Annotated in this window: 14 protein-coding genes (1 of these 14 cut by a window edge); 6 read left to right on the plus strand and 8 right to left on the minus strand. The window is 58.2% G+C overall.

Annotation, left to right across the window (positions count from 1 at the left end):
• Positions 1–102: 102 nt before the first annotated feature.
• A complete protein-coding gene (locus ACWJKU_RS00275; RefSeq protein WP_454144919.1) occupies positions 103–405 on the plus strand; it encodes a DUF3240 family protein in 303 nt (100 codons plus the stop codon).
• A 150-nt stretch (positions 406–555) separates the two neighbouring features.
• Positions 556–1,512 (plus strand): IS5 family transposase, encoded by a 957-nt coding sequence (locus ACWJKU_RS00280; protein WP_454142574.1) that lies wholly within the window; start codon positions 556–558, stop codon positions 1,510–1,512.
• Between the two features lie 226 nt (positions 1,513–1,738).
• Here the strand turns inward: ACWJKU_RS00280 and ACWJKU_RS00285 are convergent, their stop codons facing one another.
• The 5 genes from ACWJKU_RS00285 to ACWJKU_RS00305 form a co-directional block, all read right to left on the minus strand.
• The gene (locus ACWJKU_RS00285) at positions 1,739–2,578 is read right to left on the minus strand and encodes a lytic transglycosylase domain-containing protein (RefSeq protein ID WP_454144921.1); all 840 of its coding nucleotides are present in this window, start codon (positions 2,576–2,578) and stop codon (positions 1,739–1,741) included.
• A 191-nt stretch (positions 2,579–2,769) separates the two neighbouring features.
• Entirely contained in the window at positions 2,770–3,345 is a 576-nt protein-coding gene (locus ACWJKU_RS00290) for a DNA-3-methyladenine glycosylase I (protein WP_454148196.1), read from the minus strand.
• Positions 3,342–4,169: a PHP domain-containing protein gene (locus ACWJKU_RS00295; protein WP_454144923.1), complete on the minus strand. Its 828-nt coding sequence runs from the start codon at positions 4,167–4,169 to the stop codon at positions 3,342–3,344. The genes ACWJKU_RS00290 and ACWJKU_RS00295 overlap by 4 nt, the downstream gene beginning before the upstream one ends.
• A 140-nt stretch (positions 4,170–4,309) precedes the next feature.
• A complete protein-coding gene (locus ACWJKU_RS00300) occupies positions 4,310–6,148 on the minus strand; it encodes an ABC transporter ATP-binding protein (protein WP_454144925.1) in 1,839 nt (612 codons plus the stop codon).
• 13 nt (positions 6,149–6,161) lie between these two features.
• Positions 6,162–8,120, minus strand: coding sequence for a GumC family protein (locus ACWJKU_RS00305; RefSeq protein WP_454144927.1), 1,959 nt, complete (start codon positions 8,118–8,120; stop codon positions 6,162–6,164).
• 475 nt (positions 8,121–8,595) lie between these two features.
• On the opposite strand from ACWJKU_RS00305, the gene fabA reads away from it, so the two are divergent.
• The 4 genes from fabA to ACWJKU_RS00325 all read left to right on the plus strand — a co-directional run bounded on the left by fabA (position 8,596) and on the right by ACWJKU_RS00325 (position 13,182).
• A complete protein-coding gene (fabA, locus tag ACWJKU_RS00310; RefSeq protein WP_454144929.1) occupies positions 8,596–9,135 on the plus strand; it encodes a 3-hydroxyacyl-[acyl-carrier-protein] dehydratase FabA in 540 nt (179 codons plus the stop codon).
• Positions 9,136–9,150: 15 nt separating this feature from the next.
• Entirely contained in the window at positions 9,151–10,368 is a 1,218-nt protein-coding gene (fabB, locus tag ACWJKU_RS00315) for a beta-ketoacyl-ACP synthase I (RefSeq protein WP_454144931.1), read from the plus strand.
• A complete protein-coding gene (ttcA, locus tag ACWJKU_RS00320) occupies positions 10,358–11,230 on the plus strand; it encodes a tRNA 2-thiocytidine(32) synthetase TtcA (RefSeq protein WP_454144933.1) in 873 nt (290 codons plus the stop codon). The genes fabB and ttcA overlap by 11 nt, the downstream gene beginning before the upstream one ends.
• A gap of 1,031 nt (positions 11,231–12,261) precedes the next feature.
• Positions 12,262–13,182, plus strand: coding sequence for a TIGR01777 family oxidoreductase (locus ACWJKU_RS00325; protein WP_454144935.1), 921 nt, complete (start codon positions 12,262–12,264; stop codon positions 13,180–13,182).
• 308 nt (positions 13,183–13,490) lie between these two features.
• On the opposite strand, the gene ACWJKU_RS00330 is transcribed toward ACWJKU_RS00325, so the two are convergent.
• The 3 genes from ACWJKU_RS00330 to ACWJKU_RS00340 all read right to left on the minus strand — a co-directional run.
• Positions 13,491–13,793 carry a chaperone modulator CbpM gene (locus tag ACWJKU_RS00330; protein WP_454144937.1) on the minus strand — a complete coding sequence of 101 codons (303 nt, stop codon included), beginning with the start codon at positions 13,791–13,793 and terminating at the stop codon, positions 13,491–13,493.
• Between the two features lie 2 nt (positions 13,794–13,795).
• Positions 13,796–14,749: a DnaJ C-terminal domain-containing protein gene (locus ACWJKU_RS00335; RefSeq protein ID WP_454144939.1), complete on the minus strand. Its 954-nt coding sequence runs from the start codon at positions 14,747–14,749 to the stop codon at positions 13,796–13,798.
• Positions 14,750–14,958: 209 nt separating this feature from the next.
• Positions 14,959–16,194: the 3' portion of an OprO/OprP family phosphate-selective porin gene (locus ACWJKU_RS00340; RefSeq protein WP_454144941.1), read on the minus strand. It continues 291 nt past the right edge of the window; only the last 1,236 of its 1,527 coding nucleotides appear in the window; its start codon lies beyond the right edge, outside the window; it ends in the stop codon at positions 14,959–14,961.

Raw genomic sequence — 16,194 nt, forward strand, 5'->3', positions numbered from 1 at the left:
TTCCGGTCCCGGCCGGCGATGTTCGCGGGCGCTACACCCGATCGGAAAATGCTTTAGGACAGCAAAAACCATGATTTCCTTCTCATTCATTCGGAGAATCCCATGAGCGAATGTTTTCTCCTTGCCCTGACCGCTCCGCCCGGGCTGGAAGAGCCTTTGATCGACTGGCTGCTGCAATACGAACACCCGAGCGGTTTCAGCAGTTTCCCGGCCAACGGCCATTCGAGCCATTCGGAAAGTCTGACCTTGATCGAACAGGTGGCCGGACACCGGCGGCAGATTCGGTTCGAGGTACAGCTCGCCGGTTCCGAATTAAGCGCGCTGCTGGAGCGATTGAAGACGGATTTCGCGGGATCGTCGATGCACTACTGGGTGTTGCCCGTGATCGAAAGCGGGCGGCTTTAGGGCCGTGAAAACAACGTGCGCGAGAACGGACGCTCGCGACGATGTTTCACCTCTCCGGCGGATGAAAAGACCCGTTAAGGAAACTCTGAACAAGTCCCTGGCCCCGATAAAATAATGCCCAACGTCCAATTTTCGACAGGTCGACCCCCGATGAAGCAACTCGGACTCAGTGCCACCGTGTTTGTGAAGAAACCAAAGCTGACCAAGCGTCAGAAATTTCTCCAGGAGATGGAGCAGGTGATTCCTTGGGGGTTGTGGACGAGCCGGATTGCGCCGTACTACCCGACGGCCGGCCGGGGCAGGCGTCCCTTTCCTTTGGAGACGATGTTGCGCATCCACCTGATGCAGCACTGGTTCGGCTACTCCGATCCGGCGATGGAAGAGGCGCTGCATGACATTCCGATGCTACGCGAGTTTGCCGGGCTGGATGCGGGCGAGGACGCCATGCCGGATGAAACCACGATCCTCAAGTTCCGGCGCCTGTTGGAAACCCATCAGATGGCGCAAACCCTATTCGATGAAACGGCGGCCCTATTGGCGGAAAAGGGCTTATTGTTGCGTCAAGGGACCATCGTGGATGCCACCCTGATCGCCGCCCCGCCGTCCACGAAGAACCGCGAGCGGAAGCGGGATGGCGAGATGAGTTCGACCAAGAAGGGTAACAATTACCACTTTGGCATGAAGGCGCACATCGGCGTGGATGCTGATTCAGGCTTGGTGCATACGATGGAAGTCACCACCGCCAAGGTGGCGGACGGGGTCATGACCGAGGCCCTGTTGCACGGCGAGGAGCAGGTCGTCCTGGGCGATCGGGCCTATACCCGCAAGGACCGCAATCTGGAGGTCGAACGCCAGGAGGGCGAGCCGGTCTGGGCGTTTCCCTTCAAGCGTAAGAAGGGCGAGGACTTGCCTGCGGAACAAGCGCTTCACAACCGCATGCTGGCCGCGCTGCGGGCGGTGGTCGAACACCCCTTCCGGATCGTCAAACGCCAATTCGGCTATACCCAGGTCCGGTACCGGGGACTCTTCAAAAACGGGCAGCAACTCTACCTGCTGTTTGCCCTCAGCAATCTCTACCAGGTGCGGGAGGAGTTGAGGGCGGCCTAGGGATCAATCCGTGCATCGTCCCGGAAAACCGGGGGCGAGGGGCGGAAAGAGCGCCGATAGCGGGCGCCAATGGGGAGGGAAAAACGACCTTTTTCGGCTGGTAGCCCCGGCCGGTTTATCGGAGCCACCAATAAAACGCACTTATTCAGAGCTTCCTTAAGGACGTTCTGAACACGTTGATTCCGTTCGTCCCGAGCCTGTCGAAGGACTCGATCAGGGTTTCCCCTTAAAACACGCGATCGGCAGCCGCCAGTGGCGGCGGTACCGGATGGAAGGGTTTTTGATAAGCCGTCAGGATGCGCCGTACGTAATTGCGGGTTTCCCGATACGGCGGAACGCCTTGATACTGTTCCACGGTTCTCTCTCCCGCATTGTAGGCGGCCACCGCCCATTCCACATTGCCGTCGAAATGCCGCAACAACCAATGAAGGTAGGCGGTTCCGCCCTTGATGTTCTCTACCGGGTTCCAGATGTCTTTAACCCCGAAACGTTCCGCCGTCGCGGGGATGAGCTGCATCAGGCCCTGGGCGTTTTTCGACGAAAGCGCGGCCGGATTGAAGCTGGATTCCGCCTGGATGACGGCCAGCACCAGCTGAGGATCGACGGAATAGTGCGGCGCGATTTGGCTGACCCAGCTTTCGACGAGCTTGCGGTCCGGATTGGAACTCGGCTCGATGCTCGCGGTAACCGGTGCCGGCGCGGGCCGGCAGGCGGGGTCGTCCGCCGGGGTTATGCCCTCGTAGCGCACCAGCATGCGCGCGGCGTAAGCATCGCCGGTCTTGGCCGCGCGCATGAACCAGCCCACCGCGACCCCGGCCTTGCGGGGAAGGCCGCGACCGTTGAAATACATCCAGCCGAGGCTGTAGGCGGCTTGCGCGTCGCCGAGCAAAGCTGCCTTGCAATAAAGTCGGTACGCCTCGGCATAGCTCTGTTTGACGCCGCGGCCGTGTTCGTGGCGCTGAGCCAGAATGCGGAGTTCGCGCGCATCCTCGGCGCTATCCTGCGCCAGGGCGAGCGTTGCGCCGATGCTGAGTAGCCAACCAAGCAGGAATCGAATCAAAATCACGTTCCGCTCTCCAAAATCGATGGCACTGGACAAGCAGTATGTGTGCCAAAGGCATGGAGGCCGTGTGCTGTCTGCAAATCCCGGAGCGAGTGCGTGGTCCGAGGGCGCAAACTGTAAAATTTTGCGCACAACTCGCGTGTTTCCGGAGGCGGAAGATACGGCCCGATAGGGCGGGAGTTGTAAAGCGGGTTTTACGGCGATCCGGCAGCGCGCAGTTGGCGCCAGCGGAAACAGTCGACGGTGTGGTCGTTGACCATGCCGGTCGCCTGCATGTAGGCATAGCAAATGACGGAGCCGACGAAACGGAATCCGCGTTTTTCGAGGTCCTTGCTCATCGCATCGGATTCGGGCGTCCGGGCCGGTACGTCGGTCATGCTTCGCCAGGCGTTTTGTTTCGTGCGGCCATCGACGAAGCGCCAGATATAGGCGTCGAAGCTGCCGAACCGTTCTCTCACATCCAGAAAACGGCGGGCGTTGTTTATCGCGGCGGCGATTTTGAGGCGGTTGCGAACGATGCCGGGATCGGCCAGCAGCGCGGCGGTCTTGGTTTCGTCGTAAGCGGCGATACGTTCCGGATCGAAGCCGTCGAAAGCCGCGCGGTAGGCGTCTCGCTTACGAAGGATCGTGGTCCAGGAAAGCCCGGCCTGCGCGCCTTCGAGAATCAGGAATTCGAACAGCAGGCGGTCGTCGTGGACGGGCGTTCCCCATTCGCGGTCATGATAAGCCCGCTCCGGCGCGCTGCGCTCGGCCCAGGCGCAGCGGTTCAACGGTTCCACAGGGTCCATACCGGAGTCAGATCGGAGGGCAGCGGCGGCAGCCGGCCCAGTTTCAGCCAGGGCATTTCAGGGCTATGGAAATCGGAGCCGCAGGAGGCGCACAACTCGAAGCGCCGCGCGTATTCGGCGCTGGATTGGGTGTCGCCCGGAGATGCCGTCCCCGAGACCACTTCGAGCGCCTCGCCTCCGCATTCCTTGAACTCTCCGACCAGCCGCCGCATCCAACTGGCGGTCAGTTTGTAGCGCTGCGGATGGGCCAGCACGGCAACCCCGCCCGCTTCGCGAATCCAGCCGACGGCTTCCGCCATGTCGGCCCACAGGGTCTGGACGTAGCCCGGTTTGCCGCGAGTCAAAAAGCGCTCGAACACGTCTTTTATGTCGGCCGCCAGCCCGAGGCCCGCGAGGTGCCGCGCGAAATGGGTGCGCGTGATCATGCCGTCGCCGGCCATGTCCTGCGCGGCTTCGAAAGTTCCAGGGATGCCGTGGCGCTCCAGGCGCCGGCCGATTTCTCGGGCCCGTTCGATGCGCGTTGCCTGGAGGCGGCTCAGGCCCTGCTTCAAGGCATCGCAGTGGCGGTCGATGCGCAGGCCGACGATGTGGATGGTTTTGTCCGCCCAGGTCGTTGATATTTCGACGCCGGGAATGAGCCGGATGCCGGCTGCGGCGGCGGCGCTGTCCGCCTCGGCCAGCCCGTCGGTGGAGTCGTGATCGGTCAGGGCGAGGACGGTCACGCCGGCCGCCGCAGCCTGGCGGACCAGTTCGGACGGCGAGCAGGCGCCGTCGGAGGCGGTGGAATGGGTGTGGAGATCGTACACGGGTACGCCCGAAATTGAAGTTTGGAAAGCCCCGCATTGTACTCGATAGCGGCCGGCGTTTCCGGATTTGGTGCCGCCGCCCGGTCGGGCGGCGAGATTTGTGGACGCCGTGCCGCTTGGGTTCGCTCGCCGGAACCCGCTCAGGAGGTGAGCGACAGGTCTCGGCCGGAGCGCGCCGGCGGCTTCTCGCCGTAGAGCCGCGCGTATAAGCCTTTGCCGGAGATCAGGCTGTCATGGTCGCCTTGCTCGCAAATGCGTCCGTCCTCGAAGACGTAAATGCGATCGGCCTGTTTGATCGCGCTCAGCCGGTGGGCGACGATGATCGTCGTGCGATTTTCGAGGAACGCGTCCAGGCCGGCATACAGGCGAGTCTCGGTTTCGTTGTCGATGGCCGAGGTTGCTTCGTCCAGGATCACTACCTTGGGATCGGCCAGGATCATGCGCGCGATCGCCAGTCGTTGGCGCTGGCCGCCGGAAAGCCGCATGCCCAGCCGCCCGACGACGGTATCCAGCCGGTCGCGGCTGTCTTCCACCACATCCTTGAGCTGGGCGATTTCGAGCGCGCGCCAGAGGTCCTCGTCCCGCGCCGGGCGGCCCAGCGTCAGATTGGCGCGCACGGTGTCGTTGAACAGTACCGGATGCTGCAAGACGGTGACCACGTGTTCGCGCACCACGTCCATGCCGATCTCGTCCATCGGCGCGCCGTTGAAGTAGATCATGCCCGAGCTCGGCGGATAAAGGCCGATCAGCACTTGCACCAGCGTCGATTTGCCGCCGCCGCTCGCGCCGATCAGGGCGACTTTCTCGCCGGGGCGGATATTCATGGTGATGTCGCGCAAGACTTCGTGGCCGTTCGGGTAGGCGAAGCGAAGGTCATCGATGAAGATACCCACTCTCCGGTCTTTTTCGAACGGATCGGTCAGGTGCGGATATTCCGGTTCCTGTTTCAAGGCGTTCAGCCGGTTGATCCGCTCCAGCGCCGCCTTGGCGCCGAACCAAGCGTACTGGATTCCCAGAATTTCCTGCACCGGCGTCATCATGAACCACAGGTATCCCGAGACCGCCATCATTTCGCCGACGCTGAGGTCGGAATAGAGCACCATGAACAAGGCCAGAGCGCGGAAAACGTCGAACCCGAACAGAAACACCAGGAAACTGATCCGGTTCGCGGCGTCGCTTTTCCAGGCATAGGCGGCCGAATTCTCGCGAACCGTCTGCGCCGCTTCCGCCAGTCGCCCCATGTAGTGCTTCTCCCGGTTGCTGGCCCGGATTTGATGAATGGCGTCCAGGGTTTCGGTGAGCGCGAGCTGAAACGCGCCGATCGCGGAGTTCTCCTCGCGTTTCAGTCTTTTGACCCGTTTTCCCAGCGTCTTGGTGAAGAAAATCACGACTGGGTTGAGGAACAGGATGAACAGCGCGAGCTGCCAGTGCATCCATAGCAGAATGGCGGCGGTGCCGGTCAGGGCCAGCACGGCGACCACGAAGCGCGCGATGGTGGTGCCGATGAACGTGTCGAGCGTATCGAGATCGGTGACCAGGTGGGTCACGACCGAGCCGCTGCCGAGGTTCTCGTATTCGGCCATGGAGATGCGCTGTAGTTTTCCGATCAGCCGGCAGCGGATGCGATAAATGATGTCTTTGGCGATAAAGCTGAATTGGCGCGTCTGCCAGACGTTGAGCAGCGCCGCGATCAGGCGGAGGAACAGGGTCAGTCCCAGAATGGCCAGAATGTACAGGGCAGGGCCGTGCCATTCGGCGGGAAAGATCCGGTCGAGCGCGCCGACCGCCATGCCCGGCTTGTTCAGCAAGACTTCGTCCACCAGGAGCGGCATGAGCAATGGAACCGGCACCGCGCTGAGCGCCGCAAGCACGGCGATCAGATGCGCGGCGGACAGCTCGCGCTTGTGTTCCAGCGCGACGGATCGGATGTAAGCCCAGGTGAAACCCCGGGAGTTCTCTGGAGCGGAATCGGAAACCATTTTCAATGAATCGTCATGAGCCGAGGGCGGGATAAATCAGCGGCACGCTTTCGGCGGGCAATCCCGGGCCGGGCGGAGACAAACGTCCGTAGCTTGCGAGCGTTTTCGCCGGCAGCGGACCGACGACGCGCTCCAGTTCGGACAGCCGGATGCCGTGGCGGACCAGATAGCTTATATAAGTGTGACGCAAGGCCGATGCATCGATCGTCTCGGGCTGCGCCAGGCCGGAATCGACCGCCGCACAGGCGATGAAGGACCCCAGATCGTCCGTTTCCCAGTCGGGCAAGTCTCCGCTTTCGACCAGCCAGTCCTTGAGCCGCGAAGAGAGCGGCAGGGCCCTGACGTGCGTGCCGCCGATACGCAGACGGCCGCCGGCAAGATCGAATTGTTCCGCCCTTGCCTCCGCGGTTTCCTCAAGGCTCAGGCCGGACAGCAGCATGCCGATGGCCAGCTTGGCTTTGAGATTGGCCGCTTCCAGCAATACGCGGATTTCCGGCTCGGTCAGTTCGCGGCTGATCGGGCTTTCCAAAGCGGGTGTTCGCTCCTCGGAAAGGGTCGGTGGCGTTGCCGCTTGTCGCCGAAGCAGAACGTTCTCCGGTACCGAATAAACGTGGACGTCCGGTAAGACCAGGGGGGAGGGCGGCGGTTGTCGGCGCATGAGGTATTCGTAGAGCCATACGGCGATGAGGGCGAGTCCGAGACTGCCGCCGAAGGCCATTCCGCTGTCGCGCCAGTAATCCGGCGATATCGGTCGGGTCGGGACATAGCCTCGTTCCAGGATTTGGAGTTGAGGGAGCTTTTCGAGAGGTTTCGCCTCGACCTGGACAAGCCGAGCTTCGGCGTTGCGGTAGATTTCTTCGAGTTTCGCGAGGTTTGCCTGCATGGCGTCATGCTCGGCGAAGCGCGCCGTGAACTCGGTCGCCTCCCGTTCGTGCGCCTTGATCTGCTGCTGTATTTCCCGCGCCGTCTGTTGAGCGGACGCATAAGCCTGCTGGGCTTCGCTCAGTGCGTTTTGCTTTCCGTATTCGAGCTTTTTCCGGATCTCTTCCTCGGTTTGCTTGAGCTGTTCCGGAATAATCTTGAGCTGGGGCTGGAGCGAGAGATATTGGGGCGTGTAACGGCGCCTCAGATCCTTCAGTTGCAGGCGCAGATCGTGTGCTCGCCGCTCCAGGTTCGCCAGACCCTGCTCATCGCTGGGCGGCACCACGGGCTCGCCTCTGGCGACGGCCTCTTTGATGGCGTCGAGCTGGGCTTTCGCTTTGACTTCGTCCTCGGCGGCCTTGTTGAGCGCCGCGGCGAGGCCCCGCAGCTTGGCCACGGCGCGATTGTCGGAATCCGTTTTCGAGACGATGCCGTGTTCTCGGCGGAATTGATCCAGCTCCCGGCGCTTCGCTTCGATTTTTTCGCCGAGTTGCCGAAATTCGAGCTGCAAGGCCGCGGCGGTGCCGTCCTTGGCTTCGCGGACCGACCGTTCGCGACGCGCCTGATAAGCGTCGATCCAGGCATTGACGGCCGCGGCCAAAATCTCCGGATCCGATCCCTTGGCGTGCAGCTTGACGACATTGGTCTCAGCGACGGGTTCGACCGAGAGCAGGGTTTGAAGATCGTCGACAGATAAGCCGGTGGGTTCGGACGCATCTCCGCCCGCCCGTAAATGGGCCAAAGTCTCTTCGAGCAAAGGAACGCCGAGCAAGGTCTCGCTTTGCGCCACGGCGTGCTGGACGCTGGCCTCCGCTTCGATCTCGTCGATGGCGGCCGGCGCTACCGTCAGCAGCGAGGCCGTGCTCTCGTAAACTGGCTGGCGCAGCCACACATAAGCCATGCTTCCCAGAAAGGCGATCAAAAATGTGCCGGAGAATACGGCGAGGCGGCGGGATTTTGCAGGCGACGATTCCATGCCGGAGCGAGGCAGGAAATCCTGCGGCGATTGCGAACGCGGCAGAAGCTCGATGGGCGGCGGCAGATCTGGCATGGCTGATTTCCCACGAAAGTTGTTCGTAACCGTTAAAACATCCCGCATCAATCCAACAATTGCCGAGCGCGGCTATCCGGTTTGCGTCCGAAACGCTCGCTGCGGAACCATTTTAGCCCGTATGAGTCGCAGCCCGTCTATAGCGGCCCATCATCGATCGGACCGGGTTCCGCCGGATGGCGGCCCCGCTTCGTGGCGAAGCCGCGTGCTTTGGCTGTTCTGATTGGAGCGCCGGCGCGCTGCTGGAATTCATGTTTTCCTGATACAATAAGCCTCTTCTGCGCCAAGCCTTGACGGCAGATAAACTTTCGCGCGTTTTGAAGATGCCGTTCGGAAGCATCTCATGGATACATGGATTTTCGCCCGCGATAAAGTGCGGCACGTCGGCTCGGAATTTTGTGAGCGGCCTGGTCGCCTTCGGTAGCCCGCCGGTACTGAGAGGCAACATCATGCAACATCGATATCGGGCACTTTTATGATTGTTAAGGAATCCAGATTACAACAGAGACAGCACAGTTATAGCCGGGACGAATTGATTCAATGCGGCCGGGGCGAGATGTTCGGCCCCGGCAATGCCCAGTTGCCGCTTCCCCCGATGTTGATGTTCGATCGCATTACCCGCATCAGTTCCGACGAGGGGCTTCACGACAAAGGCATGATCATCGCCGAACTGGATATCAATCCGGATCTTTGGTTTTTCTCCTGCCATTTCCAAAACGACCCGGTGATGCCGGGCTGCCTCGGGCTCGATGCCATGTGGCAATTGATCGGTTTCTATCTCGGCTGGATGGGCGGACTCGGGCGCGGAAGGGCGCTGGGCGTGGGAGAAGTCAAGTTTCGAGGTCAGGTGCTGCCCCATCACAAACTTGTAACGTACCGCATCCATCTCAAGCGGGTGATGATGCGTAAATTGGTCATGGGGATCGCCGACGCGGAAATGGAGTGCGATGGCAAAGTCATCTATGAGGCCGGCGACCTTCGGGTCGGCCTGTTCACTTCCACGGATGCCTTCTGAGGGGGCTCTACAGATATGAGACGTGTTGTTGTAACCGGCATTGGCGTCGTTTCCAGCATAGGTAACAACCGGCAAGAGGTCACCAATGCCCTGCGGGAGGGGCGTTCCGGGATTCGGCGCAGCGAAGAGTATCGGGAAATGGCGTTTCGCAGCCAGGTTTTCGGCCCGATCAATCTGAACGTGGACGATCTCATCGATCGCAAGATCCGCAGGTTCATGGGTGATGGCGCGGCCTATAACTACATTGCCATGCAGGAAGCTATCGCTGACGCAGGTCTGGATGAAGCCGAAATTTCGCACCCCAGAACCGGCTTGATCATGGGGTCAGGCGGTCCGTCCACGGCGAACCTCTTGCTGTCATACGATAATTACCGCGAAAAGGGCGTGAAAAAAGTCGGGCCTTACATGGTGCCGCGGACCATGTCCAACACCAATTCGGCTTGTCTCGCGACGCCTTTCAAGATCAAAGGCGTCAACTACTCGATCAGTTCCGCGTGTGCGACGAGCGCCCACTGCATCGGTAATGCGGCGGAACTCATTCAATTGGGCAAGCAAGACGTCATTTTCGCCGGCGGCGGCGAGGAAGTGCATTGGACGATGACCGTATTGTTCGATGCGATGGGAGCGCTATCGTCGAAATATAACGATACGCCCGAAATTGCGTCGCGTCCTTATGATACCGACCGCGACGGATTCGTGATTTCGGGGGGCGGTGGCGTTCTGGTTCTCGAAGAGCTGGAGCATGCCAAGGCTCGCGGAGCAAAGATTTACGGCGAACTGATCGGTTACGGCGCGACTTCCGATGGCTTCGACATGGTTCAACCGTCCGGAGAAGGCGCGGTGCGATGCATGCAGCAGGCAATGGAAGGGGTCCGCAGTAAAATCGACTATATCAATGCGCATGGGACGAGCACGCCGATAGGTGACATCAAGGAGTTGCAGGCGGTGAAGGCGGTATTCGGCAACGAGGTGCCGCCGATCAGCTCGACAAAGTCGTTGACTGGCCATGCTTTGGGTGCCGCGGGCGTGCACGAAGCGATTTATTCCTTATTGATGATGGGCGCCGGCTTCATTTCCGCGTCGGCCAATATCGATGTGCTGGATCCGGGCGCGGAAGGCGTGCCTATCGTCCAGAAGCGAATCGACGATGCCCGCATCGATACCGTTATGTCGAACAGCTTCGGGTTCGGCGGAACGAACGCCAGCTTGATTTTCCAGCGTTATGGCGGATAGGGCGACGAGTTCCCTGACGGAAAAGCAGCGCTACGAATTCAACAAGCTGCAAAAGAGGCTGCGTCGTCTGGTCGGCGAGGCCATCGCCGACTACCGGATGATCGAGGACGGCGACAAGGTGATGGTTTGCCTTTCGGGGGGGAAGGATTCCTATACGCTTTTGGATATCCTGCTCAGCCTCAGGCTGAATGCTCCGGTTCGGTTTGAGATCGTCGCCGTCAATCTGGATCAGAAGCAGCCCGGATTTCCCGAGCATGTGCTGCCGGAGTACCTCTCCGGTCTTGGCATTCCTTACCATATCATCGAACAAGATACCTATAGCATCGTCAAGAGAGTGGTGCCTGAAGGTAAGACGACATGTGGCCTGTGTTCCAGGCTGCGCCGGGGACTGCTTTATCGATATGCCGCCGAGCACGGCATCACCAAGATTGCTTTGGGCCATCATCGCGACGACATCCTCGAAACGTTTTTTCTCAATCTGTTTTACGGCGGCACTCTGAAGGCAATGCCGCCTAAGCTGTTGAGCGATGACCGGCGTCATATCGTCATTCGGCCGCTTGCGTATTGTCGGGAAAAAGACATCGAGGAATACGCTCGCATCAAGGCATTTCCGATTATTCCATGCAATCTGTGCGGTTCGCAGGAGAATTTGCAGCGCAAGGTGATGAAGGAAATGCTGCGGTCGTGGGAAAAGCAGTTCCCGGGACGTCTGGAGACAATTTTCACGGCATTGCAGAACGTGGCTCCATCTCAATTGGCAGACCGCGATTTGTTTGATTTTGTCAGGCTCGATCAGGTACGAGAGGATGCGTCTGGCAATCAGGATGATTTCGCCGCCGGATTGGAGGTGCTCTCGCTCTAAGTGCTTCAATTAGCGTCGTTTTAAGGGCGTGTACGCAAGTCTCCGCGGGTCGCGCCGAAAAGTCTTTCCCGGAGCATGTTTTGCCCCTTGCATTTTCAAAAAATCTTCTTTATAAAAGTTCTCGTGCTAAATGCACTATCAACTAAAAAATTTTAAAGTTATGGAAATGGAGGAGGATCTTATGAAAAAAATGCTATGTGTTGTCAGCTTGGTTGTAGCGGCTTTGGGTCTTGTTGCTTGTGGCAGCACCCAGGATGGTGATTCACAGAGACTTTCTGCCACTGTATCTCCGAGCCTTTGATTTCTGCTTTTATTGATTTTTAAGCCCTTCATTGCGAAGAGGCAATTTGACAACAAACAGTTTTAGCCTTTTAAGGCTCAAATCCTAACCTGGATGGATAGTCTTCATCCAGGTTTTTTTTACGGCATTGAGTCTAAGTCAATGCCGTGCTTCAGTTTTTAGCAAGCGCAAAGGCCTAAGTTAGGCTATTCTAGCAGATGTCCATCGACTTGACAGCGCTCAATCAGACGGTAAGATACTCGACGCGATAGCATTGTTCTGCTATTACAAAAGACTTTCGATAAAACCAAATAAGGTAGGTTAAGAAATGGGAGCCATATTAGATTTAGTTGAAAAAATGAGATCCCCGATGGGTATGGTGGTCACTATCGTTGTTATAGCTGCTGCTGTTTTCTTTGTCCGTTGGGTTTTCAGCGACAACGATCAGAAATAAGTTGCCAAAATGTGGCAAGCATAGGTGTTACCTCAATAAATTTTGGTCTTAGTTAACAATCCTATCCTTGCCACGCCCCCCGTAAGGCCCGTCTTCACTCCATTTTCTTCTTGGGCCTATGGCCGTCGCGTTCAAAAACGGCCAGTTCAGCGTTCTGGCTCCATAGCGCGTTATAATCGCTTCGGAGTTGTTTTAATGCGGAGCATCCCGGTTCCGTGTCTCTTGTGCCCGGAGGGCAAACCGTCCATCGGCTAATTCCAGTTGTTTGCGTCTTTGGCCACGGCAAGTGGGGAAGCTATGCGAATATTCATAACGGGTGGAACTGGGTTTATCGGTAGGCACTTATGCAAAGCGATGCGCCAATCCGGCCATCAGTTGACCGTTCTTAGTCGAAAGCCCGAATCGGTTGCCGAAAAATGCGGGGCCGACGTCGCTGCGTTAAAAAGTTTGGCCGACTGGGCACCCAATCAACATTTCGATGCCGTCATCAACCTGGCGGGAGAGCCCATTATGGGTTCCCGTTGGACCAAGCAGCGTAAACGGATTCTGTGGGATAGTCGGGTTACTTTGACTGAGCGTCTTGTCGACGCGATTGGTAAAGCCAAGACGAAGCCTGCGGTACTTGTTAGCGGTTCAGCCGTCGGTATCTACGGCAATCAGGGCGATGCCATCCTGGATGAAGCTTCGGCACCCGTGCAAGACGGTTTCGGCCAGCATCTCTGCCAAGCATGGGAGGAAGCCGCGCTGGGCGCCGGCGAGTTCGACGTGCGGGTTTGTTTGCTTCGGACCGGATTGGTAATCGGAAAAGATGGCGGATTTCTCCAAAAAATGCTGTTGCCGTTCAGACTCGGGTTGGGCGGGCGGCTTGGCGACGGTAAGCAATGGATGTCTTGGATTCACATGAAGGATCACGTTGCAATGACGCAGCATTTGGTGGAGTCGCCGAATCTCGGCGGAGCATTCAATCTGACCGCGCCCAATCCGGTAACCAATAACGAGTTTACGCGATGCTTGGCAAAGATCCTCAAGTGTCCGTCGCGGGTCGGGATGCCGGCGTGGTTTCTCAGGCTGGGTGCAGGTGAGATGGCGGAACTGATGCTCGGGGGGCAGCGAGTGCTTCCCAGACGCTTTCAAAGCGAGAACTTTCGGTTTTCATATGGTGCTTTGGAGCCTGCGCTGCGGGATTCGCTCGGTTCGGCCGAGACAAGCGTTCCGTGAATCGTGCCGGCTTGCGATATATCCGGACATCGTTAACGTCATTCGTTGCGACCGCGGCGGGCTAGGTTTTCGGTAATAAGATCGGTAGGGCGCCGTGTCGATAATGTGCTTCCGTATTCCACGCAGGGCCTGGTCGGGCGAGGCTGCGACGGTTTCTTCCCGTCTTGCACTTCGTGGCGAAGCATCGCGGCATCATTTTTCCGTCGAGTGTCTGTTTTTTCGCCGGCTCCGCGGGAGAGTGAAGCGAACGAACCGAAGGCGGGACTTAGGCCGCGCCAAGCCTTGGTTCGGTCTGCTTTAATTGAATATTACGTAAGCCGGCGCCGCAAAGCTTCGAGCTCCTCAAGCAAATCCAAAGCCAGTGCCGCGCCGGCCAGATTAACCCCAAGGTCGCGTTGCAGATGAAGTGCCGTTTGCAACCGTCTTAATGACGCCGTATTGAACCGCCAATTCATCGGTTCCGAGCCTTCCGGATCGACGATGCCTTCGTTGACCATTTCGAAAATCGATTCAGCATCGATTCGGCATGCTTCGCACACATCTATCAGCGTCAGCTTGACAGTTTCGTCCAAAACAATGCCGGACGAGATGGCTATGGTCTCGTTCGCCATGTTTACACTCCCATGTGCGCGCGTGGATTTGTGGGCATGATCTCGGCCATTCTTTTATATAAAGCCTTGGCTTCCGCGGTTGCGGCTTCCGGTGTCACGAGGCGCAGGGTGACGATCTGATCTCCCGGCGGATTGCCGGGCAGCCCGCGCCCTTTTAAACGTAACTTCTGTCCACTTTGAGAGCTTGGGAGGAGTTTGAGTTCGACTTTGCCGCCCAATGTGGGAACGATAACCGTTTGGCCAAGCGCGGCCTCCCAGGGGGTTATGGGCAGTTCCAGCAAAATATCCGCGCCTTCGGCATGAAAGAACCGGTGAGGCTTGAATCGGATTTCCAAATAAAGATCGCCCGCCGCGCCACCCTGCAATCCCGAACCGCCTTGGCCGGATAGGCGAATACGCTGTCCTTCCTTGATCCCTTTTGGAATTTTGACGTTCAATGTTCGGGTTTTGCTGACAAGTCTGCCTTGAGGATCGATTTCCGGGATGGCGAGAGTCACCGTTTGAGTGCCGCCCGAAAATGCGTCTTCGAGGCTGATGTGAATGTTGGCATATTGATCCTGGCCAGGCAGCGGTCCGCCCCAACCGCTACGACTTTCTCGTCGTCTGCGACCGGTAGCTCGTCCGAATAGACTGTCGAAAAAATCGCTGAATCCCGTTGCATCTCTACCGGTAAAGCCGCCGCCGCCGAAGTCGAAGTCAAATCCCCAATCGGGAGGAGGCGTGAAGCGTTCGCCATGCTGACGGCCTGTCGCAATTTGATCGTAAGCGGCGCGTTTTTCCGGATCTTTCAAGACCTCATACGCTTCGCCGAGTTCCTTGAATCTCTCCTCGGCATTACGTTCCTTGCTGACGTCCGGGTGATATTTGCGGGCGAGTTTACGATAGGCTCGCTTGATATCCTCCTGGGAGGCGTCCCGCGTCACGCCCATGATCTTGTAGTAATCCTTGAATTCCATGAATCGACATTCCTTGAGAGTGCTAAGAATGATCGAGAGTTTGATGCCGAAATCAGTTTGGAATCATAGCAATCGAACGAAAGCGAGGACAATCGAAGGGGCAGAACTAGACAAATGGCTTCGTGATTGCGGGGAAAGACGCCTAAAAAAAGAACCCCGCACAAGCGGGGTTCTCGATTTGGCCGACGGTTGCGAAACGAAAAGCTTGGTTAGAAAGCAAGCGACCCGCGTAACTGAACCACGTCGAGATCGCTCGGATCACCTTTCATGAGTTTCGTATTGTTACCGGAGGTGCCCAAGTCGATATCGACGACATGAGTGTAGTCGAGCATCATCCGGAACCAGGGATTGAGGTACCAGTTGACACCGAATGTGGCGGCTGTTTCCCGTCCGCCGGTCTGGTTCGGCGTGCCGACCATATTCAGATTGACCTGAGAGATGCGCCCCTTCAGCTCCCATGCGCCCCAGCCGCCAGCCAGGTCGAAGTTCCGATTCGGAGTCAAGCGTTTGAATACGGCGTCTTTTACGTCATAGGAGGATGCGCGCGATTCGCCGGTCAACGAATACGCGAGATCGATGTGCCAGCCGTCAAACGTGGAATCTTCCGTGCCCGCCTTCGAGCCGCCGTTCGGACTCGTACGGTTCAGCCAGGCCACGTTATATTCGGCCTCGAAGGAGGCCGGCCCATATACGCCGGCTGCTTCCACGTCGAAGAACACAGCATCGTCCACGCCGGCAATGGTCCCGGTGTCCAGCACATAAGTATGATCGATGTGAGTCGGGCGGACGCGGTACCGAACGGTCTTGTCGTTATCGCGCAATACGCGATAGGCGCCGGATGCGCCGACGTGTATCAACTCGCCGGGTTGGAACCACGGAGCCCAGGTGACGCGTCCCGCGGCGCCCCAGCCTTCGTCGTCATCGTCGCTCTGGCGCGTGACCGTATCGCCATAAACGCCTGCGGCCGCCGTCCAGCCCTTGCCATGATGATCGAACCGCAGACCGATGGCGCGGTCGATGTTTGCGGTTGTCCATACATATTCCAGCGAACGTTCCATGAACAGCATGTCATTAGAACTCATCATTTGCTGAAAGCTGTACGGCTGCTTGCTTTGACCAATGGTCCAAGTTCCCCAGTCAAAACCGGTATATTGAACGAACAAGTCTTTGATGGCGACGGCGTTATCGGCAAAATCGAATTGCGACTTGAATCTATAATCGTTGTAAAAGACGCCGCTCGCCTCAAGACGCGCTCGGCGGATTTCCGTACCGTCGGTCTGGTCGACCCGGGTGGTTTTCTCGCCGGCATCGAATTGACCGTTGTTGTTAGCGTCCTGGTAAGTCACGTATTTATCGCCGCTTTCAAATGCGGCGTCGGCATGGATACGACCGTTGATGGCGAACTTGAAATTGCTGTCGTTGGTCTGCATGCTCATCCCTTTGCT

The sequence above is a fragment of the Methylocaldum sp. MU1018 genome, from assembly GCF_053646775.1.

Excerpts from the sequence above, each read along its gene's own strand:
- ACWJKU_RS00275 (WP_454144919.1), top strand. The coding sequence starts at position 103 with ATGAGCGAATGTTTTCTCCTTGCCCTGACCGCTCCGCCCGGGCTGGAA.
- ACWJKU_RS00335 (WP_454144939.1), bottom strand. The coding sequence starts at position 14,749 with ATGGAATTCAAGGATTACTACAAGATCATGGGCGTGACGCGGGACGCC.
- ACWJKU_RS00325 (WP_454144935.1), top strand. The coding sequence starts at position 12,262 with ATGCGAATATTCATAACGGGTGGAACTGGGTTTATCGGTAGGCACTTA.
- ACWJKU_RS00330 (WP_454144937.1), bottom strand. The coding sequence starts at position 13,793 with ATGGCGAACGAGACCATAGCCATCTCGTCCGGCATTGTTTTGGACGAA.
- fabB (WP_454144931.1), top strand. The coding sequence starts at position 9,151 with ATGAGACGTGTTGTTGTAACCGGCATTGGCGTCGTTTCCAGCATAGGT.
- ACWJKU_RS00305 (WP_454144927.1), bottom strand. The coding sequence starts at position 8,120 with ATGCCAGATCTGCCGCCGCCCATCGAGCTTCTGCCGCGTTCGCAATCG.
- ACWJKU_RS00280 (WP_454142574.1), top strand. The coding sequence starts at position 556 with ATGAAGCAACTCGGACTCAGTGCCACCGTGTTTGTGAAGAAACCAAAG.
- fabA (WP_454144929.1), top strand. The coding sequence starts at position 8,596 with ATGATTGTTAAGGAATCCAGATTACAACAGAGACAGCACAGTTATAGC.
- ACWJKU_RS00300 (WP_454144925.1), bottom strand. The coding sequence starts at position 6,148 with ATGGTTTCCGATTCCGCTCCAGAGAACTCCCGGGGTTTCACCTGGGCT.
- ttcA (WP_454144933.1), top strand. The coding sequence starts at position 10,358 with ATGGCGGATAGGGCGACGAGTTCCCTGACGGAAAAGCAGCGCTACGAA.